The sequence below is a fragment of the Actinoplanes auranticolor genome (assembly GCF_018332655.1).
Taxonomy (GTDB): domain Bacteria; phylum Actinomycetota; class Actinomycetes; order Mycobacteriales; family Micromonosporaceae; genus Actinoplanes; species Actinoplanes auranticolor.
The window spans coordinates 21,637-42,665 of record NZ_BOQL01000061.1 but is presented as its reverse complement, the minus strand read 5'-3'; the positions used below and the strand labels follow the sequence as shown (position 1 = coordinate 42,665).

Here is a 21,029-nt window from a genome sequence, read left to right as displayed (position 1 = left end):
CCTACACTTCCATCCGTGGCGCGCCGCAGGCATCAGAATCCTCCGGTGACGCCCCCTGCCCGCCCGAGTCGCCGCCCCCGCCCATCGAACGCCGGGGGCCAGGCAGACCGGATCCGGGCACCCTCCCGATTGCGCCGGCCGCGTGAGGTTGCCGCGGCCGCCCCAGACTCGACAAGGACCGGTGAGTCCCATGCCCCATGCAGACACCCTGACCGTCGTGCACCATGACGACACGAGAACCAGCTACACCGACGTCCGGTACCAGCTGCACCGCGACGGCATCAGGATCTGGTCGTCCGAGGGCGAGCACGCCATCACGGACATCTTGATGACCCACGCCTACCGGCAGCGGGAGGCGCGGGCCAGCTGACAGAGAAAGAACCGGGGCACCCCGATCGGGTGCCCCGGTTTTTTTCATGCCCGGCGTACGGACAGACCGTCCTTGGCCTCGTTCAGGTCCACCCGCACCGTGTCCCCGTCGACGATCTCGCCCGCGAGCAGCGCCCGGGCCAGCGAGTCACCGATCGACGACTGGACCAGCCGGCGCAGCGGGCGCGCACCGTAGATCGGGTCGAAGCCGCGCTCACCCAGCCACAGCACGGCCGCCTCACCGACCTCGAGGGCGAGCCGGCGGTCGGCCAGCCGGTGCCGCAGCCGGCCGAGCTGAATGTCCACGATGGCCGCCAGGTCCTGCGAGGTCAGCGCCTGGAACACCACGATGTCGTCGAGCCGGTTGAGGAACTCGGGCTTGAAGTGCGCCCGGACGGTGGCCATGACCTCCTCGCGCCGTTCCTCCTCGCCCAGGGTGAAGTCGGAGATGACCGACGAGCCCAGGTTGGAGGTCAGCACCAGGATGGCGTTGCGGAAGTCGACCGTACGGCCCTGGCCGTCGGTGAGCCGGCCGTCGTCGAGCACCTGCAGCAGCACGTCGAAGACGTCCGGGTGGGCCTTCTCCACCTCGTCCAGCAGCACCACCGAGTACGGCCGCCGCCGCACCGCCTCGGTCAGCTGACCACCCTCCTCGTAGCCGACGTATCCGGGCGGGGCGCCGAGCAACCGGGCCACGGAGTGCTTCTCGCCGTACTCGCTCATGTCGATGCGGACCATCGCCCGCTCGTCGTCGAAGAGGAAGCCGGCCAGGGCCTTGGCCAGCTCGGTCTTGCCGACGCCGGTGGGGCCGAGGAACAGGAAGCTGCCGGTCGGGCGGTCCGGGTCGGCCACTCCGGCGCGGGCCCGGCGTACGGCTCCGGACACCGCGGCCACGGCCTCGACCTGACCGACCACCTTGGCCTGCAGCGACTCCTCCATGCGCAGCAGCTTGGCGGTCTCGCCCTCCATCATCCGGCCGGCCGGGATGCCGGTCCACGAGGCGATGACCTCGGCGATGTCGTCGGCGCCGACCTCCTCCTTGACCATCGGCGGCTCGGTCTTCTCCTCCTCCGCCGCGGACGCGCTCTCCAGCTCGCGCTCCAGCGCCGGGATCTCCTGGTACTGCAGGCGGGACGCCCGTTCCCAGTCGGCCTCGCGCTGGGCCCGCTCGAGCTCGGCGCGGGTCTCGTCGAGCTTCTTCTTCAGCTCACCGACCCGGTTGAGGCCACCGCGCTCACGCTCCCAGCGGGCGTTCAGGGCGGTCAGCTCCTCCTCCCGGTCGGCGAGGTCCCGCTCCAGCCGCTCCAGCCGGGCGACCGAGGCGGGGTCGGTCTCCTTGGCCAGCGCGAGCTTCTCGATCCGCATCCGGTCGACCTGCCGCTGGAGCTGGTCCAGCTCCACCGGGCGGGAGTCGATCTCCATGCGCAGCCGGGAGGCGGCCTCGTCGATCAGGTCGATGGCCTTGTCCGGCAGGAACCGGTCGCTGATGTAGCGGTCCGACAGCGCCGCGGCGGCGACCAGCGCGGCGTCGGTGATCTGCACCCGGTGGTGGGCCTCGTAGCGGCCCTTGAGCCCGCGCAGGATGCCGATCGTGTCCTCGACGGTGGGCTCGCCGACGACGACCGGCTGGAAGCGCCGCTCCAGGGCGGGGTCCTTCTCGATGTGCTCGCGGTACTCGTCCAGGGTGGTCGCGCCGACCATCCGCAGCTCGCCGCGGGCCAGCATCGGCTTGAGCATGTTGCCGGCGTCCATCGAGCCCTCGCCCTTGCCGGCGCCGACGACGGTGTGCAGCTCGTCGAGGAAGGTGACGACCTGTCCGTTGGAGTTGCGGATCTCCTCCAGCACGCTCTTGAGGCGCTCCTCGAACTGGCCGCGGTACTGCGCGCCGGCGACCATCGCGCCGAGGTCGAGCGAGACGAGCTTCTTGTCGCGCAGGGTCTCCGGCACGTCGCCGGCCACGATCCGCTGGGCCAGACCCTCGACGATCGCGGTCTTGCCGACGCCGGGCTCGCCGATCAGCACCGGGTTGTTCTTGGTCCGCCGGGAGAGCACCTGCACGACCCGGCGGATCTCGGCGTCCCGCCCGATCACCGGGTCGATCCGGCCCTCGCGGGCCAGCGCGGTGAGATCCACGCTGTACTTCTCCAGCGCCTGGTACGTCTGCTCGGGCTCCGCGGTGGTGACCCGCCGGTCGCCGCCCCGGACCGCCGGGAAGGCCGCGACCAGGGTCTCCTCGGTGGCCCCGGCGTCGCGCAGGGTCTTGCCCACGGCGCCGCCGACGCGGGCCAGGCCGGCCAGCAGGTGCTCGGTGGAGACGTACTCGTCGCCGAGCGGCTTGGCGATCAGCTCGGCCTCACCGATCGCGTTGACGAACTCGCGGGACAGGCTCGGCTCGGCGGTCGAGGAGCCGCGGGCGGAGGGCTGCTGCTCGACCGCGCGTACGGCCGCGCGCCGCACGTCGGCCGGATTGGCACCGACCGAGCGCAGCAACGCCGGCGCGGTGGAGCCACCGGTGTCGAGCAGCGAAAGGAGCAGGTGCCACGGCTCGACGGTGGCGTGGCCCCGCTGATTCGCGTCGGCTACCGCACCGGTGATGACGTCGCGGCTCTTGGTGGTCAGGCGTTCGGCGTTCATGAGCTCCCCTGGATCGGATCTTCCCAGTAGTGCAGCAATCCGAGACTTGAGCGTATTCCACTCAACTCTACGTCGGCTACTCACCCGAACCCGGGGGTAACCGGCATCACCATGGGCAATGCCGCACGATGGCCGTAGCGTGGCCGTAATGGCCCAGGAAACATCGTCTCAGCTCGGGTCACGCATCGGTCGAGCTCTGCTCCCGCTCGGCTTCCTGTTCCTGGCCGTCGGCATCTCGACCGCCCTGTTCTACCCGTTCATGTCGCTGTTCCTCAGCACGGACGTCGAGGCCGGACCCCTCAAGATCACGTTCTTCCTGATCGTCGCGCCGCTCGGCGGGGTGCTCGGCTCGGTGCTCGTCAGCCGGCTCTCCGACCGGCGGCCGATCCGGCGCCGGCTGCTGATCACCGGCGCGGTGGCCGGCCTGATCGGCACCGGCCTGACCGCCGTCGTCCGGGACTACTGGGTGCTGCTCGCCCTGGCGGTCACCGCACTGGCGCTGGCCGGGTCGCTGTTCCCGCAATCCTTCGCGTACGCCCGGCAGGTCCTCGAACGCGACGACCCGGCCCGCGCCGCCCTCGGCATCAGCGCCCTGCGCACGGTCTTCTCACTCGCCTGGGTCGCCGGTCCGCCGCTGGCCGCGTTCCTGCTCGACACCGGCAGCTTCGTCTGGGTCTACGGCACCGCCGCGCTGATGTACGCCCTCGCCGCCCTGGTCGCGATCTTCTGGCTGGACGAGGTCCCGGCGCCGGCGGCGGCCACCACCCCGGACGCGCCGGTCGACGACCGGCTGGATGCGCCGAGGTGGACGTTGTGGCTCACCGCCGCCGCCTTCACCCTGCTGCAGACGCCCCTGACGCTCGCGGTGCAGGCCCTGCCGCTGTTCATCAGCACCGACCTGGGCGGCGATGTCGGCGACGCCGGCCTGCTGCTCGGGCTCTGCGCCGCCCTGGAGATCCCGCTGATGCTGGGACTGGGTGTGCTCGCCACCCGGCTGCCGCTGCGCGGGCTGCTGTTCGGCGGCGCCGCCTGCGGTGTCGCGTACTACGCGCTGGTCGCGGTGGCCACCGACCTCTGGCTGCTGGTCGGCGGGCAGGTGCTCAACGCCCTGTTCATCGCCGCGATCTCCGGCCTGGGCATCTCCTACATGCAGAACATGCTCCCCCGGCAGCCCGGACGGGCCACCACCCTGTTCACCAACTCGTTCCCGCTCGGCGCGATGCTGGCCGGGCCGCTGTTCGGCGTGGCCCAGCACTTCGACTACCGGCTCGCGTACTGGCTGTGCACCGGGCTGTGTGCGGCCGGGCTACTGCTCCTGATCGTGGTACGTAACGAGCGCGTGCCGCAGCCGGCCTGACTGATCCGTTACCGTTGGAGGCGTGCGCGTACGGGTAGAGCAGACTCCACTTCCGGGTATCGGTGTCCGGCATGACCTGGTGACCTCGTCGGGCCGTACGGTCGGGGTGGTCTCGCACCGCAACGGCCGTCGCGACCTGGTCCTCTACGACGTGGACGACCCCGATGCCTGCCTGGCCTCGATACCGCTGACCGACGACGAGGCCGAGGCGCTCGCCGACGTCCTCGGCGCGTCGCTCATGCTCGGCCAGCTCGCCGGCCTGCGGCAGCAGGCCGCGGGTCTGCTCACCGAGCAGATCGCCCTGCCGGCCGGCTCGCCGTTCGTCGGCCGCCGCCTGGGTGACACCCGCACGCGCACCCGCACCGGCGCGTCCATCGTGGCCGTGCTGCGCGACCGCGAGGTGATCGCCTCCCCCGGCCCGTCCTTCGGCTTCGAGGCGAACGACGTCGTCGTCGCCGTCGGCACCCGCGAAGGTCTGGACGGCGTGACCGCCATCCTGGCCGGCGACACCGGCGACTGAGGCTGAGCTCACCCGCGGCGGAAAACCCAAAGAAAGCGGAGGGTTGTGCACAGCACGACGATTCTCCTGATCGAGGTCGGCGCGCTCCTCTTCGCGCTCGGCATGCTCGGACGCATCGGTCGCCGCTTCGGTCTCTCACCCATCCCGCTCTACCTGCTCGCCGGGCTCGCGTTCGGCCACGGCGGCTTCCTGCCGCTGTCGGCCAGCCAGGAGTTCATCGAGGTCGGCGCCGAGATCGGCGTCATCCTGCTGCTGGTCATGCTGGGCCTGGAGTATTCGGCGAGCGAGCTCGTGGGCAACCTGCGCTCGGCCGCTCCGGCCGGCGTGGTGGACGCGTTGCTGAACGCCGTACCCGGGGCCGCTTTCGCGTTCCTGCTCGGCTGGGGCTGGGAGGCCGCTCTGGTCCTGGCCGGCATCACCTGGGTGTCGTCGTCCGGCGTGATCGCCAAGGTGCTCGGTGACCTGGGCCGCATCGGTAACCGCGAGACCCCGGTGATCCTGTCGGTGCTGGTCATCGAGGACCTCGCGATGGCGTTCTACCTGCCGCTGGTCACCGCCGTGCTGGCCGGGGTGGGGCTGGTCGGCGGGCTCAAGGCGCTGGCCGTGGCGGTGCTCACGGTGGTCGCTGTGCTGGTCGTGGCGATCCGGTACGGCCACGCGATCTCCGGCTTCATCTCGGTCAAGGACGCCGAGGCGCTGCTGCTCAGCGTGCTGGGCCTGACCCTGTTCGTGGCCGGCGTGGCCGCCGAGCTGAAGGTGTCCGCTGCCGTGGGCGCCTTCCTGGTGGGAATCGCGCTCTCGGGCCCGGTCGCCCACCACGCGACGCAGATCCTGTCGCCGTTGCGGGACCTGTTCGCCGCGGTCTTCTTCGTGTTCTTCGGGCTCTCCACCGATCCCGCCGCGATGCCGCCGGTGCTCCTGTCCGCGCTGGGGCTGGCCGTGCTGACCATGCTGACCAAGGTGCTGACCGGGATGATCGCCGCCCGCCGGGCGGGTATCGCATTGCCCGGTCAGGTGCGCACCGGCCTGGCCCTGATGCCGCGCGGCGAGTTCTCCATCGTCATCGCCGGGCTGGCCGTGGCGTCCGGCGTCGAGCCGGAGCTGGCGCCGCTCGCCACCGCCTATGTGCTCATCACCGTGGTGACGGGGCCGATGCTGGCCCGCCTGTCGGACTACGCCTGGTTCAAGGCGATGATCCGCAAAAGGACGGCTGTGCGCCGGCCGGTGGAAGTCGTTCCCGCCGCCGAATGACCTTTTTCCGCGTTCAGCGAGCGTAAAGCTACTGACCAGTATCCGAAAGTGATCTCTGACGACTTCCGTAGACCGCTCACCTCGCGCTAACGTGTCGCCGCGACAACAACGTGTTATCGGGTGACCAGCGACTCGCCGGATGCAGGGGGATGCCTTCCCAGCGGGTCAGCACGGCCCTCTGCCGGGGAGGACGGCGGCATGAGTGAGCTAAACGAGGCGGCGTCGTGACCGTGCGTGAGTCGGCTTTCTTCGGGTTCGTGAACCCGGTCGATCCGCGACCGGAAGAGCTGCAGGCCTGGGCGTACCACCCCGAGGCCGTGCCGCTGGACTCCATGCCGTCCGACTGGGATCTGCTCATCGCCGGTGACGTGCTCGCCCCGACCCTGTTGGAGCTGGCGATGGACCGGCAGTGCCCGGCCCGGCGGTTCGCGCTGCACTGCATGTACATCTACGCGGCCGACGGTGTCCGGCCCAACGCGACGTCGCAGCGCAAGCGGCGCCTGAAGAAGTACGTGGAACGCGCGGAAGAGGTCGGCGACGAGCCGATGACGACCTGGGCGCACAACTGCCGGGTGCTGATGACCCGCCCCGAGCTGTTCGAGTACGAGGACTGGATCGAGGGCGGCCTGGTGCGCCACCCCCGGCGCCTCGCCGCTTTCGGTCGCCGCTGATCGCTGGATCGGGGACCGTACGCTCGGGAACCGATGTCACGACGAGAACGACGCCGCCGCCGTACCCGCGATCTGATCCCCGCCGCACCGACCGCGCCCGCCCAGCCGGCGCCGTTGCTCTTCGATATGTCGCAGCGGGCCCAGGTCTGGATCGGCGTGGTGCTGGTGCTGCTCGTGGTCGGGATCGCCACCGCCTTCACCCTGACCGTCGGCGAGGGCTACCGGGACGCCACCGTCGCGGCGGCCTGCGCCGCAACCAGTTGCTCCGGCTCCGGCATGGCGGTCGCGGGCTGGCTGCTCCCGATGACGCCGGTGCTCTACTGCTCGGCCGTGTACGCCTGGTTCCGCCGATCGCCGGCCGTGGGCCGGGTGGCCTGGATCATTGCCGGGGCCCTGTTGTTCGTCGCCGCGATCCCGTTCCTGCCCGGCAAGAACGGTCCCGCCCTGGCCGAACTGCTCGACGGCCCCGGCTCCACCGCGTTCGGCGGCGGCATGAGGTGGGGCCTGGGCGCGCTCGGCGCGGCGGTCGGTCTGCTGGTGCTCTCCGGCATCATCTCCGACAGGGTGAAGATACGGGCCTGGGCCGTCGCCGCGGCGCTGGCCGCGTGCGCGGCGGCCACGCTCGTCGGAGCCATCACCCGGGCCGAGCCCGGCTATCTCATGACCACCCAGATCTTCCCGGAGACCAGCCTGCGGGTGCAGGACGACGTACTGACCCGGATCTCCGCCACCGATCTCGACGGCTGCGGTGACCGGCACCCCGGCTGCCTGCGCACGGCCGAGTTCGAGTTCACCACCAGCGACAGCGACGCGGTCGTACGGTTCGAGATCATCTCGTTCCCGAGCAACGACCGGGCCTGGGACGCCTGGGGCGAAGCGCGGGAGGAGACCGGTGACCCGGCGACACTGCGGGTCAACCAGGTGACCGGCGAGTGGATGACCGTGGCGACCGTACGGCATGCCGACGGCCGCGCGATCGCGCCCGGTGAGGAGAAGTGGTTGCGCTGGCCCGCTGCTCAGCTGGACTACGCGTTCCGGCGGGCCATCGACTACAGCCTGCTCTATCCGCCGGAGCCCACCGAGACCGTGGGCCCGAGGACGCCCTGAGCTGTCAGCGGTCGCCGGAGCGGCGCGGCCGCCACACCACCAGCGCGGTCGACGGCCGTTCCTGCCGGACCAGATCGCGCCTCGGGTACGGCCCGACCGACTCCAGCTGAGCGATCCGCTGGTACGCGTCGCCGAGCTGCTGTTCCAGCTCGGCCACCCGTTCCTGCAGCTCACCGACGAGCTGCTCGAGCCCGATGATCCGCTTGATGCCGGCCAGGTTGACGCCGTCCTCCTGGCTCAGCTTCTGCACCTCGCGCAGCAACGCGACATCGCGCTCGCTGTACCGGCGCCCGCCACCACCGGCCCGGCCGGGCTGCACCAGGCCGAGCCGGTCGTACTGGCGCAGCGTCTGCGGGTGCATCCCGGCCAGCCGTGCGGCCACGGAGATGATCAGGACCTTCGCGTCGGAGGCCTGCTCCCACGAGATGCTGATCTCTTCATACATGTGCCACCTCCTGACAAAGGTCCTGACCTAGCCGCGGCGCAACCGGGCCTCGATGCGCTCCCGCTCGGCGTTGGGCGTGAGCTTGGCGAACTGTTCGAGCGCGTCCCGGGCCTCGGTGGGCACCGCGGCCGGGGACGGGACCTGCACCTCGACGGTGACCAGCAGATCGCCGGCCTGGCCGTCCCGCCGCTGCACGCCCTTGCCGCGCGCCCGCAGCGTGCGGCCGCTCGGGGTGCCGGCCGGCACCCGCAGGGTCACCGGGGTGTCCAGCGTGGGCACGCGCAGGTCGGTGCCGAGCACCGCCTCCGCGAACGTGATCGGCACAGTCAGCGTGATGTCGTCGCCGGTGCGCCCGAAGATCTCGTCCGGCCTGACCTTGACCTGCACGTACAGGTCGCCGGCGGGGCCGCCCTTCTCGCCCGGCTCGCCCCGGCCGGAGAGCCGGATGCGCTGACCGTCGGCGACCCCGGCGGGGAACCGGACGTTGATCGTGCGGTTCTTGGTGACACCACCGGTGCCCCGGCACTCGGGGCACTTCTCCTCGACGATGCTGCCCGCGCCCTGGCACTCGCGGCACGGCTCGGAGAAGCTGAACGACCCCTGGTTGCGGGAGATCAGCCCGGAGCCGTGGCACTGCGGACAGGTGCGGGGCACCGTGCCGGGCTTCGCCCCGTTGCCGTGGCAGGTGTCGCAGACACCCGGCGACCGCAGCGTCAGCGGCAGTGTCGTGCCCTTGACCGCGTGCGCGAAGTCGAGCGTGACCTCGGCCTCGACGTCGCGGCCACGCTGGGGCCCCCGGCGTGCGCCCGCTCCCGCCCCGCCGGCGCCGCCGCCGGAGAAGATCGAGCTGAAGATGTCGGAGAAGCCGGCACCGCCGAACCGGCGGTCACCGGACCCGCCGCCCTGACCGGCCCCGCTGAACCCGCCGCCGAACAGGTCGGACGGGTCGAACTGGGAACCGCCCGGGCGGGCGCCACGGCGGAACGCGCCCGAGCCGAACAGGGAGCGCATCTCGTCGTACTCCCGGCGCTTCTTGTCGTCGGAGAGCACGTCGTACGCCTCGGACGCGGCCTTGAACCGGTCCTCGGCGTCCTTGTTGCCGGGGTTGTGGTCCGGGTGGTTCTCCCGGGCCAGCTTCCGGTACGCCTTCTTGATCTCGTCGGCGGAGGCGGACTTGCCCACCCCGAGAACGGCGTAGAAGTCCTTCTCCAGCCAGTCCTTCGAACTCATCCAGCCCACCTCCTCCACCGGATCGTCGTGTCAAGGGCCGAGGTCCCGCCCACCGTGCGGTGGGCGGGACAGGTGCTCGTCACTCGGGGTCGGCGACCGCGACCAGGGCGGGCCGCAGCAGCCGCTCGCCCAGGGTGTAACCGCGGCGCATCACCTCGACGCAGGTGGGCTCCGTGACGTCGGCCGACGTCAGGTGCGCGACGGCCTCGTGCCGGGTCGGGTCGAAGGGGTCACCCTTCTCGCCGAACGCCACCAGCCCCAGCTTGCCGACCGACGTGCCGAGCGCCTCGGCCACGGTGGCGAACGGACCGTTCAGATCACCGTGCTCGCGGGCCCGGTCGATGTCGTCCAGTACCGGCAGCAACGCGATGAGCACCGAACCGGTGGTCTGCTCGGCCGCCACGCTGCGGTCCCGGTCGACGCGCTTGCGGTAGTTGGCGTACTCAGCCGTCACTCGCTGCAGGTCCCGGGTGCGCTCCTCGAGCTCGGTGCGCAACGCCTCCAGCTCGGCGCCGAGGGCGGGCGTGTCGACTACCACGCCCTCCTCCGGCTCCTCGGCAGCGCGGTGCGCGCCTCCCGTGGACTCCTCCTCGGCCTGCTTGGCCACCTTGGTGTCCTTACCTTTCACGTCGATCTTGCGCCGGTCCCGGATGACGACGCGCTCGGTTGCCTCACCGTCGTTCCCGTCGTCGGACCGGCTCACTTCTTGTCGTCCTCGACGATCTCGGCGTCCACGACGTCGTCAGCGCCGGCCTTCGGGCCGGCGTTCGGGCCCGCGTTCGCGCCCGCCGCACCGGCACCCGCGTCGCCCGGGGCACCCTGCGTGCCGTCGGGGCCGGGAGCGCCCTGCGTGCCGTCCTGGTTCTGCTGCGCGTACAGCAGGGAACCGGCCTGCTGGGAGACTGAGGCCAGCTTCTCGTGCGCGGTCTTGATCTTCTCGATGTCGCTGCCGCCCAGCGCGCCGCGCAGGTCGCCCAGCGCCTCGCTGATCTGGTTGCGCGAGTCCTCGGGCAGCTTGTCGCCGCTCTCGGCCAGGAACTTCTCGGTCTGCCACTGCAGCTGCTCGGCCAGGTTGCGCGTCTCCGCGTCCTCCTTGCGCTGCTTGTCCTCGTCGGCGTGGTCCTGGGCGTCGCGCATCATGCGCTCGATGTCGTCCTTCGGCAGCGCGGAGCCGCCGGTGATCGTCATCTTCTGCTCCTTGCCGGTGCCCATGTCCTTGGCGGCCACGTGCACGATGCCGTTCGCGTCGATGTCGAAGGTGACCTCGATCTGCGGCACGTTGCGCGGCGCCGGGGGCAGGCCGGTCAGCTCGAAGGTGCCGAGCTTCTTGTTGTACGCCGCGATCTCGCGCTCGCCCTGGAAGACCTGGATCAGCACGGACGGCTGGTTGTCGTCGGCCGTGGTGAAGACCTCGGAGCGCTTGGTCGGGATGGTGGTGTTGCGCTCGATGAGCTTGGTGAAGATGCCGCCCTTGGTCTCGATGCCCAGGCTCAGCGGGGTCACGTCGAGCAGCAGGACGTCCTTGACCTCACCCTTGAGCACACCGGCCTGCAGGGCGGCGCCGACGGCGACGACCTCGTCCGGGTTGACGCCCTTGTTCGGGTCCCGGCCGATCATGGACTTGACCAGGTCGGACACGGCGGGCATCCGGGTCGAGCCACCGACCAGGATGACGTGGTCGATGTCCGAGACCTTGATCCCGGCGTCCTTGATGGCCTGCTCGAACGGGGCCTTGCAGCGGTCCAGCAGATCCTGCGTCATGCGCTGGAACTCGGACCGGTTGAGGGTCATGTCCAGGTGCAGCGGACCGGCCGGGCCGGCGGTGATGTACGGCAGGTTGATGCTGGTGGTCGACGCGGCCGAGAGCTCGATCTTCGCCTTCTCGGCGGCCTCGCGCAGCCGCTGCAGGGCCATCTTGTCGGTGGAGAGGTCGATGCCGTGCTCGCCGCGGAAGGTCTTGACCAGGTGGTCGATGACCCGCTGGTCCCAGTCGTCGCCGCCGAGGTGGTTGTCACCGGAGGTCGACTTGACCTCGATGACGCCCTCGCCCAGCTCGAGCAGGGAGACGTCGAAGGTGCCGCCGCCGAGGTCGAAGACCAGGACGGTCTGCTCCTTGGAGCCCTTGTCCAAGCCGTACGCGAGCGCGGCCGCGGTGGGCTCGTTGACGATGCGCAGGACGTTGAAGCCCGCGATCTCACCGGCCTCCTTGGTGGCCTGGCGCTGCGCGTCGTTGAAGTAGGCCGGGACGGTGATGACCGCGTCCGTGACCGACTCGCCGAGGTACGCCTCGGAGTCACGCTTGAGCTTCATGAGCACCCGCGCCGAGATCTCCTGCGGGGTGTACTTCTTGCCGTCGATGTCGACGGACCAGTTGGTGCCGACCTCCCGCTTGACCGAACGGATCGTCCGGTCGGGGTTGGTCACCGCCTGACGCTTGGCGACCTCGCCGACGAGCACCTCGCCGTTGCGTGCGAAGGCGACGATGGACGGCGTCGTCCGGGAGCCTTCGGCGTTCGCGACGACGGTGGGCTCACCGCCCTCGAGAACGCTGACGCAGGAGTTCGTGGTGCCGAGGTCGATGCCGACCGCTCGTGCCATGTTCGCTTCCTCGCTTCATTGCCGGTTGCAAGTCCCGGGACTCAAGTTGAGTGGACCGGACTCAATGATGCCACGGCGATCCAAGTCCGCAAGCCAGAGTTGAGTCAAGGCGGCGCAAGTCACTGTCAGCAGGTACCTGTCCGGTCACGGCGACCGGGTACCTGTTGTGGGGAATGCATAGATCAGGCACGCTTTACCCGTGACGACGCACGGTGACGCGGTCGGTCCGTCGGCCACTCCCGCCGTAGCCGACCCACCCCCCACACAGGCCCAGACCAACGGCGCGCCCGCGGCAGCGGGAGCCACCAAACCCGACAAATCATCCGGTACGGTCGCAGACGCGACGACCGCAGGTCCGTCCGCCCAGGCCAACAACGCCGACAGCGGCGCGCAGCCGGAACCTGCCGCCACCACGCCACCGAAGCCGGAATGGCCGCCCACCACGGCCGCGACCACGGGAAACGTCGTGACGACGAAGTCAAAGCAGCCGGCCGGGGAGCAGATCCCCGACGAGCCGATCAGCACCGGACCGAGCACTTCGGGGCCGGCCACCTCCCAGCCGGCCACCTCTGGGCCGACCAAGACGGGGCCGGGCGCAGCGGAGCCGACCATCGCCGAGCCGACCGGTGCCGGGCCGGCCCCAGCAGCCGGCGCCGTGGCTTCCGATCCGTCGGAGAGCGCTCCCGCGGCGGGCTCGCCCGGCGCCGAGAGCCAGGGCGGGAAGGCCGAGCCGGCGCCGGCGGACGTGACGAAGTCCGCTGACGCGGTGGACGCGGATTCCGGCGCCACCGGACCGAAGCCCTCCGCCACGTCCGGCGGGTCGTCGTCCACAGCCGATACCGGGGACGAGCCGACGGCCGCCGCCGATCCCCTTCCCGCAGCGGAGTCCGCCGCCGACGGGCCGACCGTGACCGACGACGCCGCGACCGAGCCGCTCCCGACGATGCAGGCCGCCGATGAAGAACCGACCGTGGCGACCCGGCCGGCCGGCGCGGAAGAGCCGACCCTGATCGACACGCCTGCCACCACCGACGAACCGACCGTCGCCAGCACGCCCACCGGTGCCGACGAGCCCACCGTCGCCAGCCAGCCTGCCGGTGCCGACGAGCCCACCGTCGCCAGCCAGCCGACCAGTGCCGACGAGCCCACCCTCATCGACAGGTCATCCGGCTCGGGCGAACCGACCCTGGTCGACAAGGCGGCCGGCTCGGACGCACCTGGCCCGGCCGACAAGCCGGCCCGCGCCGGCGAGTCCTCTCTGGTAGGCAAGCTGACCGGCGCCGCGGAGCGCCTCCTGAGCGACGAGCCGACCGGCGCGAAAAGGCCGGCCACCGAGCCCGCTCTCCCCGCTGGAGCGGTCAAGGCCGGCGAGGCCGGCGACAGCGGGCCCAAGGCCGCCGAGGTCAAGGCCGGCGAGGCCGGCGAGGCCGGCGACAGCAGGCTCAAGGCCGCCGAGGTCAAGGCCGGCGAGGCCGGCGACAGCAGGCTCAAGGCCGTCGAGACCAAGACCGGCGAGACCAAGACCGGCGAGACCAAGGCCACCGAGGTCAAGGACGGCGGGGTCAAGCCCGGCGGGGTCAAGGACCGTGCGCCGGTGGCGCGGTCGCGGCCCGAGGACCTGGCCGCCGTGCTCGCGCCGGTGCCGCCCGTCGAACCGCCGCCAGCCGTCGGTGATCTCGCCGTAGCCCTCTCCAAGCTGCGCGCGGCGATCGGCGGGACCACGTACCCCCTGGTCATGCCCTCCGCCCAGGAGGCCAAGCGGATCGGCGCCGCGCTGGTCGCCCAGCTCGACGACTATCTGCTGCCGCGCCTCGCGCGGCTCGACGCGCCGCTGCTGGTCGTGGTCGGCGGTTCCACCGGCGCCGGCAAGTCCACCCTGGTCAACAGCCTGGTCCGGGCTCCCGTCACCAAGGCGGGCGTGCTGCGCCCGACGACCCGCTCGCCGGTGCTGGTCAGTCACCCGTCCGACTCGCCGTGGTTCCGCAACGGCGATCTGCTGCCGGGCTTGACCCGTACCGCCGAGAGCTCGACGGATCCGCAGACCCTGCAGCTGGTCTCCGCGACCGCGCTCGGTCCCGGCCTGGCGTTTCTCGACGCGCCGGACATCGACTCGGTCGTCGACCGCAACCGTCAGCTCGCCGCCCAGCTGCTCGCCGCCGCCGACCTGTGGCTGTTCGTCACGACAGCGGCCCGCTATGCCGACGCCGTGCCGTGGGAGCTGCTCACCACCGCCCGGCTGCGTGGCACGGTGATCGCCCTGGTCCTGGACCGGGTGCCGGCCGAGGCGGCGGGTGAGATCTCCGCCCATCTCGCCGAGATGCTCACCGCCCGGGACATGGGCGCCGCGCCGATCTTCGTGCTGCCCGAATCCACGTTGGAGGGCAGCGGCCTGCTGCCGGAGGACGTCACCCGGCCGCTGCATGACTGGTTCGCCCAGCTCGCAGCGGACAGCAATGCCCGGGCGGCCGTGGTCAAGCAGACGCTCGACGGTGCGCTGGCCGCGCTCGGCCCGGCGGTGGCCGGCCTGGCCGACGCCGCCGACGAGCAGGCGACCGCCGCGAAGGCCCTGGACGAGCGGGTCACCGCGGCGTACCGCACCGCCCGCCGGACGATGGAGGACGGGCTGCAGGACGGCCGGCTGATGCGCGGCGAGGTGCTGGCCCGCTGGCAGGAGTTCGTCGGCACCGGTGAGCTGCTGCGCACCCTGGAGTCCCGGGTCGGCCAGCTCCGCGACAAGATCGTCGCGGCGGTCACCGGCCGCCCGGCGCCCGGCCGCAACCTGCAGGCGGCGCTGGAGTCCCAGCTGGCCCTGCTGCTGCGCGGGGTCGCCTCCGATGCGGCCGAGCAGGCGTACGGGGCCTGGCAGGCCCACCCCGCCGGGGTGGCGCTGCTGGAGCCCGGCCTGCAGAAGCCCTCGCCCGACCTGCCGCAACGCGCCGAGCGGGTGATCCGCGACTGGCAGCAGTACGTGCTCGACCTGGTCCGCACCGAGGCCGGCGACAAGCGGGTCGTGGCCCGCGGCGCGGCGTACGCGGTCAACGGCGTCGGCCTGACCGTGATGATCGCGGTGTTCACCTCGACCGCGTTCATCCCGACCGGCGCCGAGGTGGCCGTCGGCGCGGGCACCACCGTCGCCGCGCAGAAGGTGCTGGAAGCGATCTTCGGTGACCAGGCGATCCGCACACTGGCCACCCGGGCCCGCGAGGACCTCATCAAACGCGTTAACGTGCTGCTCGACGCGGAAGCGGCCCGGTTCACGGACCGCACCGCCGCCGTGGGTCTCGAGCTGCAGCCGGGAGCCGCGTTGCGGCAGGCCGCGGCCGATGTGGAGCGGTCCAGGGAGGAAGTCGCGTTGACCGGGTCGCCGTCATGAGCCTCGTGGAGCGGGTCAAGCATGCGCTGACCGGCGATGACCGGGTGGACGCCGAGCAGCTCGTCGCCCGGCTGGACGCCCTGCAGCGCTTCCTGCGGGTGACCGACCCGTACCTGCCCGACAACGACCTGGTCGCCGCGCACACGCTGGTCGAGCGGGCGGGCAGCCGGCTGGCCCTGTCGCAGGATCACACCGTGGTGGCGCTCGCCGGCAGCACCGGCAGCGGCAAGTCCAGCCTGTTCAACGCCCTCGCCCGGCTCAAGCTCTCGCCGGTGGGCGTGCGGCGGCCGACGACCGGCGTCGCCCACGCCTGCGTGTGGGGCCCGCTGGAGCCGGCGAACAGGCTGCTCGACTGGGTCGGCGTGCTGCCCCGGCAGCGCTTCATCCGGGAGAGCGCCCTCGACGGCGACGACGAGGCCGCCCTGCGCGGGCTCGTGCTGCTCGACCTGCCCGACTTCGACTCCGTCGAGCGCGGTCACCGGCTCGAGGTGGACCGGCTGCTCGGCCTGGTCGACCAGGTGGTCTGGGTGGTCGACCCGCAGAAGTACGGCGACCGCGTCCTGCACAACGCCTACCTGCGCCAGTTCAAGCAGCACAGCGACATCACCATCGTGGTGCTGAACCAGGCGGACCGGCTGTCCCCGTCGGACACCGAGATCGTCGTCACCGACCTCAAGCGGCTGCTCGACGAGGACGGGCTCACCGGCGTACCGGTGCTGGCCACCTCGGCCAAGCAGCCGGGCATGCTGACCGAGCTGCGCGACGCCCTGGAGAAGACGGTCGCCGAACGGCAGGCCGCACTGCGCCGGCTCGCCGGTGACCTGGACATGGTGGCCGAACAGCTGGCCACGACGATCGGTCCGCCGGCCGCCGAGGACGAGGTGGACCGGGCGACCGTACGCCAGCTCAGCGACGCCCTCGCCGCGTCCGCCGGCGTCCCCGCCGTGGCCGCCGCGACCGCGAGCGCCTACCGCCACCGGGCGATCGCGAGCACCGGCTGGCCGCTGGTGCGCGGCGTCCGCAAGCTCCGCCCGGATCCCCTCAAACGCCTGCACCTGGCCACCGACAAGCCGGTCGCCGAGGTGGAGGCACCGGTCTCCCGGACCTCCCTGCCGGAGGCGGACGCGGCCCAGAAGTCGGCGGTCGGCCTGTCCGTCCGCGCCGTCGCCGCCCGGGCCGCCGCGCCGATCCCGCAGGTGTGGGCCCCGGCGCTGAGCACGGCCTCCCGGTCCCGGCTCGGCGACCTGCCCGACGCGCTGGACCGGGCGGTGGCCAGAACCGACCTCGGGATGAGCCGCAAACCGATCTGGTGGACCGTGGTCGGGCTGCTGCAATGGCTGTTCACCATCGCGGCGGTGGTCGGCCTGGGCTGGCTCATCGCCGGGTACGCGGTGCGCATCCTGGGCCTGCCCGCGTTCGACAACCCGCAGGTCGGCGAGGTGCCACTGCCGACGTTGCTGCTGCTCGGCGGGTTGTTGCTCGGTGCCCTGCTGGCCGTGCTGATCCGGCCGATCGTCAACCTGGGGGCCAGACGGGCCGGCCGGCGCGCCGAGCAACGCCTGCGGGGGTCGGTCACCGAGGTGGCCCGCGAGTACGTGGTCGCGCCGGTCCGCGAGGTGCTGAACGGGTACGCACAGGCACGTGAAGCCCTGACGGTCGTCCGTTCGGAATAGGTCCGGCGGGCCCCATGACGGGTAGGCTCGGCGGCATGGCGGCACCCCAGACACCGTACGACGCGGTCCTGCACGCGGCCCGCGACGTGGCGAAACTCGACTGCGCTCTGGACGCCGAGATGCTGGGCACCGCACTCCTGGGCAGCGTGTACGCCGTGGCGGTCACCGACCGCGCCGCGGCGGTCCGGGAGTTCGTCGGCCAGTTCCTCGGCGCCACCACCCGGCGGCGCACCGCCTCGGCGACGACGATCCGCGAGGTCTTCGCGGCGCTGGTGCCGGACGCGGAGGGAGCGGCCGGCGTGCGCCCCGGCACCCAGGCCCCGGCCTGGACGCAGCAGCTCGGCAAGGTGCGCCCGACCGGCTGCTACGCGTACGGCGACGTGTACGGCGACCAGACGTCCTATCTGGTCACGTTCGCCTACGACGACGCCGAGCTCGGTGGCCCGGAGCACGCGGTGGTCGCCCTGGTGGACCACAACATCGGCATCACCAAGGACGTCTTCGTCGGCGGCCCGGCCGAACGCATCCTGGGCCAGGTTCGCGAGATGTGCGCGGGCGACGAGCTGACCTGGTTCCGCGAGGAGGACCCGGGCCGGCTGCGCGGCGAGGTCGGCAAGCACCTGGAGATCACCGACGGCCTCAGCGACCTGCCGGCGGACGGCAACCTGGCGACCGACCGCGCCCTGGCCACGGCCCGGCTGGCCCTGCTGCCGGCCGCCACGGTCCCGCCGCTGGCCGAGCCGCCGGAGCTGAGCGCACCGGACCGCGAGCGCCTGCTCCGCGACTTCCTGTCCTCGCCGGAGGCGGCCCGCTTCGCCCTCGGCGACGTGTCGGCCGACGACGAGCTGGCCTCGCTGCACTTCTGCCTGAGCCTGCTGCTGGACCACGCGGCCAGCCTGCCGGAGCCGGACCCGCTGCGCTGGAGCCCGGCGGTCGCGGGCCTGTTCCTGCTCGACTGGGTGCACCGGCGCGCGGTCCTCGACATGGACGACGCGGCGATGCTCCCCCGGGTGACCCGGGCCTGGTCCGCGTACGCGACCCGCAAGCGCGGCCTCCCGGCGGCAGCGGCGGAGCAGACGGACACTGTGGTCGAGGAGATGATCCCGGAGTTCGCCCGCCTGTACGCAACCGGCGAGAAACGCAGCCCGGCAACGGCGGCGGTGGCCCAGCTGATCTCCGAAGGCGTCGACCCGAACGACGCCGAAGCAATCGACGCCTGGATCGAAACCAACCGCCACCGCCTCACCGACGACTCCTGACCAAGGTGTCCGCAGATCGTCGGACCCCGTCGGAGGCCGGACAGTATGCCTTCGCCACCCACTACACGACCGAGGGGTTCGAGACCCGTACGCCATGGCCGATCCGTGTCGATCTGCCGCAGCTGATCGCCCGGCCCGCATGATGCGGATCGACCCGCAGTAGCCGCTGTTCGGCCCGCCTCGCCCGGCGAACCTCCACGTCGCCGGGTGAAGGCGGGCCTTTCACCAGCCGTTCTGCTGGTGGTCCTGGTTTTCCTGCTGCTGCTCCAGGTGGTGACGGCCCATCCGGGAGCTGCGGTGGTGCGCGCCGGTGCGGTCGTCGACGCGGTGCATGCGTTCGGAGCGGTGCGAGCCGCGGTAGGCGCGGGTCGCGGTCGTCGTCTGGGTGCCGCCTTCGCCGCGATCGCCGGCGGACGGCTGATAGCGGTGGCTGTTGTGGGTGCGGTCCGCGCTGCGGGCGGGCCTGACGTTCTGCGGGCGTTCGGTCACTTCTGACCTCCGGCTGGAGTCGGATCCGGCGGCCTCGGCCGTCCGGCGGATGATGGAGCGGATGGTCTGTTCGGGCTGGTCGCGCTCGGTCGACGAGCCCTTCGGCGAGCGCCCGTCGGGGCGAACGGTCCGCTGCGCCTTGTCGTCGTGACCCCTCGACCGGCGGGTCTGGCCGGGGCGACCGGTCTTCCGGCTGCCCTTGTTCCGGTCGCCGGTCGTCCGGCTGCCCCGGTCGTGATCGCCGGCGGTCCGGCTGTCCTTGTCGCGATGACCGGTGGCCCGGTCGCCGGTCGCCCGGCCGTCCTGGCCCAGGTGATCGTTCGCCCGGGCGTCTTGGTCGCGGTGGCCGGCGGTCCGGCGCTCCCCGGCCTTGTGATCGGTCGCCTGGGTGTCTCGGTTGCGATGGCCGGCGATCAGGTCCCCGGCCTTGTGATCGTTCGCCCGGGTGTCTTCGTTGCGGTCGGCGGTCGCCGCTCGGTCCTTGTCACGGTGGCCGGCGGCTTTGATGTGGACGGTGGACCGGCGATCGTCGTCCTCGCGGTCGGCGGGCCGACGACGGTGGCCGTCGTTGCAGTCCTGGTCATGGGGCAGATTCGGATGATCCCGATGGCTCGGCCGGTCCGGATGGTTGTCGTGATCGCGCGGCTGGTCCGGATGATCCGGGTGGCTCGGCCGGTCCCGATGATCCGGGTGGCTCGGCCGGTCCGGATGGTTGTCCTGATCGCGCGGCCGGTCCGCATGGCCGTGGTGATGGTGGGGACGGTCGGGGCGTTGATGATGCGACGGCCGCCACGAGCAGTCGGTGCGGTCCCAGCACCACGGCGGCCGGACCGGTTTGGCCGGCGGGTCCGGCGAGTCGCCGCCCGGGGACTGCCCGCCCGGGGACTGCCCGCCCGGGGACTGCCCGCCCGGCAAGTGCCCGCCCGGCAAGTGCCCGCCCGGCAAGTGCCCGCCCGGCAAGTGCCCGTCGCCGGGTCCCACCGAGTCGCCCGGCTTCGGCGGCTTCACCGGCACTGACGGCACAGACGGAAGCGACGGCAGAACCGGCGGCCGCACCGGCCCCGGCTTACCCGGCGCCGACCCCCCACCCGACGAACCGGAACCCGATCCAGAACCCGAGCCAGAACCGGAACCCGAGCCGGAGCCCGGACCAGAACCCGACCCGCTCCCGGCCCAGGAACCGGGCCGCCAGGAACCGGGCCGCCAGGACTCCCACCGGTCACCCGAAGGACTGGAAGATCCAGAATTGTCCGAACCCCGAGACGGCACCGCCGCACCCCGGGACCCGTCGCGCGCGCTCTGGGCGTACCCCTTGCTCGGTTTGATCGGCGCGGCCGGCCGCCGCTTGGTCTTGCGTCGCTGGGCCTGGCCCTGCACCGTCCCGGAGCTGCCCGGGACCGTCGCGTCCGGGCCCGGGGAGCCCGTGCCGGCCGAAGCCGACGGCCCGACCTGGACCGGCCCCGTCGATGCCGGCGGGAGGAACGGCACGTCCATCGCGCCGGTGCGGTCGTCGTCGAGTTCGCGGGAGCCGGCGGTGATGGCCGCCAGGGTGGGCAGCGAGGCCAGCCCGACCAGCATGGCCACGATGAGCACGTAGCGCCGGGTCGGTCCGGCGAAGCCCTCGGCGCTGTAGACGCCGTTGAGCCGCTTGCGCATCACCTTGATCGGCGGCACGAGCCCGTCGTCGTCCGGTTGCTCCGGCACGGCCTGCACCCCCCTGCGTAAAGATCAACTTGGATCCGTCTCGGCTATCGGGGTGAACGACGCATGGCGGTTCGGGCAGCGGTGAAAGTTGTCCGTTCCGGCAGAAGTGATTGCACGAAAACCGCTTAATGGGACAAACGCGGGCACGAATGACTCGGCAAGATTTCGGATCTGTGATCGACCTGACCTGTGGCGCCACTCACGTTCTCTGCGAGGATGGGGGCGACGGCACCGCCGCCGTCGCGGCTGGACCAAGCAGCGGGACGCGGTGGGGGTCGTCACTCCCCGGCGGGGTCTGTGATCACGCCGACCAGCCGCGCGGCAACCTCACCCGGGCCAGGCGCGGCGA

At 71.9% G+C, this 21,029-nt stretch carries 16 protein-coding genes; 9 read left to right on the top strand and 7 right to left on the bottom strand.

The genetic code is table 11. The features are described from left to right. Positions 1–190: 190 nt before the first annotated feature. A complete protein-coding gene (locus Aau02nite_RS34675; protein WP_212992846.1) occupies positions 191–370 on the top strand; it encodes a hypothetical protein in 180 nt (59 codons plus the stop codon). Between the two features lie 44 nt (positions 371–414). On the opposite strand, the gene clpB is transcribed toward Aau02nite_RS34675, so the two are convergent. After that, positions 415–3,003, bottom strand: coding sequence for an ATP-dependent chaperone ClpB (clpB, locus tag Aau02nite_RS34670; protein ID WP_212992845.1), 2,589 nt, complete (start codon positions 3,001–3,003; stop codon positions 415–417). Positions 3,004–3,151: 148 nt separating this feature from the next. Here clpB and Aau02nite_RS34665 point away from each other — a divergent pair, with 148 nt between their 5' ends. The 5 genes from Aau02nite_RS34665 (at position 3,152) to Aau02nite_RS34645 (ending at position 7,909) form a co-directional block, all read left to right on the top strand. Continuing rightward, a complete protein-coding gene (locus tag Aau02nite_RS34665) occupies positions 3,152–4,360 on the top strand; it encodes an MFS transporter (RefSeq protein ID WP_212992844.1) in 1,209 nt (402 codons plus the stop codon). Between the two features lie 22 nt (positions 4,361–4,382). Beyond that, the gene (locus tag Aau02nite_RS34660) at positions 4,383–4,880 is read left to right on the top strand and encodes a cation:proton antiporter regulatory subunit (protein ID WP_212992843.1); all 498 of its coding nucleotides are present in this window, start codon (positions 4,383–4,385) and stop codon (positions 4,878–4,880) included. A gap of 45 nt (positions 4,881–4,925) precedes the next feature. Then, the gene (locus Aau02nite_RS34655) at positions 4,926–6,131 is read left to right on the top strand and encodes a cation:proton antiporter (RefSeq protein WP_212992842.1); all 1,206 of its coding nucleotides are present in this window, start codon (positions 4,926–4,928) and stop codon (positions 6,129–6,131) included. A 224-nt stretch (positions 6,132–6,355) separates the two neighbouring features. After that, positions 6,356–6,802 carry a hypothetical protein gene (locus Aau02nite_RS34650; protein ID WP_212992841.1) on the top strand — a complete coding sequence of 149 codons (447 nt, stop codon included), beginning with the start codon at positions 6,356–6,358 and terminating at the stop codon, positions 6,800–6,802. 33 nt (positions 6,803–6,835) lie between these two features. After that, a complete protein-coding gene (locus tag Aau02nite_RS34645) occupies positions 6,836–7,909 on the top strand; it encodes a DNA translocase FtsK 4TM domain-containing protein (RefSeq protein WP_212992840.1) in 1,074 nt (357 codons plus the stop codon). Positions 7,910–7,913: 4 nt separating this feature from the next. Here Aau02nite_RS34645 and Aau02nite_RS34640 read toward each other — a convergent pair whose 3' ends face one another. The 5 genes from Aau02nite_RS34640 to Aau02nite_RS34620 form a co-directional block, all read right to left on the bottom strand. After that, positions 7,914–8,354, bottom strand: coding sequence for a heat shock protein transcriptional repressor HspR (locus tag Aau02nite_RS34640; protein ID WP_212992839.1), 441 nt, complete (start codon positions 8,352–8,354; stop codon positions 7,914–7,916). 27 nt (positions 8,355–8,381) lie between these two features. Next, positions 8,382–9,584 (bottom strand): molecular chaperone DnaJ, encoded by a 1,203-nt coding sequence (gene dnaJ / locus Aau02nite_RS34635; RefSeq protein ID WP_212992838.1) that lies wholly within the window; start codon positions 9,582–9,584, stop codon positions 8,382–8,384. Between the two features lie 79 nt (positions 9,585–9,663). Then, a complete protein-coding gene (gene grpE, locus Aau02nite_RS34630) occupies positions 9,664–10,287 on the bottom strand; it encodes a nucleotide exchange factor GrpE (RefSeq protein WP_212992837.1) in 624 nt (207 codons plus the stop codon). Further along, positions 10,284–12,182, bottom strand: a complete 1,899-nt coding sequence (dnaK, locus tag Aau02nite_RS34625) for a molecular chaperone DnaK (RefSeq protein WP_212992836.1) — start codon at positions 12,180–12,182, stop codon at positions 10,284–10,286. The genes grpE and dnaK overlap by 4 nt, the downstream gene beginning before the upstream one ends. A gap of 144 nt (positions 12,183–12,326) precedes the next feature. Continuing rightward, positions 12,327–13,013 carry a hypothetical protein gene (locus tag Aau02nite_RS34620; RefSeq protein WP_212992835.1) on the bottom strand — a complete coding sequence of 229 codons (687 nt, stop codon included), beginning with the start codon at positions 13,011–13,013 and terminating at the stop codon, positions 12,327–12,329. A 76-nt stretch (positions 13,014–13,089) separates the two neighbouring features. Between Aau02nite_RS34620 and Aau02nite_RS34615 the strand changes: the two genes are divergently transcribed. Genes Aau02nite_RS34615 through Aau02nite_RS34605 form a run of 3 tightly spaced genes read left to right on the top strand, consistent with a single transcriptional unit; the run spans position 13,090 to position 18,487 of the window. After that, positions 13,090–15,555: an ABC transporter gene (locus Aau02nite_RS34615; RefSeq protein ID WP_438841204.1), complete on the top strand. Its 2,466-nt coding sequence runs from the start codon at positions 13,090–13,092 to the stop codon at positions 15,553–15,555. Next, positions 15,552–17,228 carry a GTPase gene (locus Aau02nite_RS34610; protein ID WP_212992834.1) on the top strand — a complete coding sequence of 559 codons (1,677 nt, stop codon included), beginning with the start codon at positions 15,552–15,554 and terminating at the stop codon, positions 17,226–17,228. The genes Aau02nite_RS34615 and Aau02nite_RS34610 overlap by 4 nt, the downstream gene beginning before the upstream one ends. Positions 17,229–17,263: 35 nt before the next feature. Next, the gene (locus Aau02nite_RS34605) at positions 17,264–18,487 is read left to right on the top strand and encodes a hypothetical protein (protein ID WP_212992833.1); all 1,224 of its coding nucleotides are present in this window, start codon (positions 17,264–17,266) and stop codon (positions 18,485–18,487) included. 222 nt (positions 18,488–18,709) lie between these two features. On the opposite strand, the gene Aau02nite_RS34600 is transcribed toward Aau02nite_RS34605, so the two are convergent. Next, positions 18,710–20,680 (bottom strand): hypothetical protein, encoded by a 1,971-nt coding sequence (locus Aau02nite_RS34600; protein ID WP_212992832.1) that lies wholly within the window; start codon positions 20,678–20,680, stop codon positions 18,710–18,712. Positions 20,681–21,029 lie beyond the last annotated feature (349 nt).

Excerpts from the sequence above, each read along its gene's own strand:
- Aau02nite_RS34665 (WP_212992844.1), top strand. The coding sequence starts at position 3,152 with ATGGCCCAGGAAACATCGTCTCAGCTCGGGTCACGCATCGGTCGAGCT.
- Aau02nite_RS34610 (WP_212992834.1), top strand. The coding sequence starts at position 15,552 with ATGAGCCTCGTGGAGCGGGTCAAGCATGCGCTGACCGGCGATGACCGG.
- clpB (WP_212992845.1), bottom strand. The coding sequence starts at position 3,003 with ATGAACGCCGAACGCCTGACCACCAAGAGCCGCGACGTCATCACCGGT.
- dnaK (WP_212992836.1), bottom strand. The coding sequence starts at position 12,182 with ATGGCACGAGCGGTCGGCATCGACCTCGGCACCACGAACTCCTGCGTC.
- dnaJ (WP_212992838.1), bottom strand. The coding sequence starts at position 9,584 with ATGAGTTCGAAGGACTGGCTGGAGAAGGACTTCTACGCCGTTCTCGGG.
- Aau02nite_RS34645 (WP_212992840.1), top strand. The coding sequence starts at position 6,836 with ATGTCACGACGAGAACGACGCCGCCGCCGTACCCGCGATCTGATCCCC.
- Aau02nite_RS34640 (WP_212992839.1), bottom strand. The coding sequence starts at position 8,354 with ATGTATGAAGAGATCAGCATCTCGTGGGAGCAGGCCTCCGACGCGAAG.
- Aau02nite_RS34605 (WP_212992833.1), top strand. The coding sequence starts at position 17,264 with ATGGCGGCACCCCAGACACCGTACGACGCGGTCCTGCACGCGGCCCGC.
- Aau02nite_RS34675 (WP_212992846.1), top strand. The coding sequence starts at position 191 with ATGCCCCATGCAGACACCCTGACCGTCGTGCACCATGACGACACGAGA.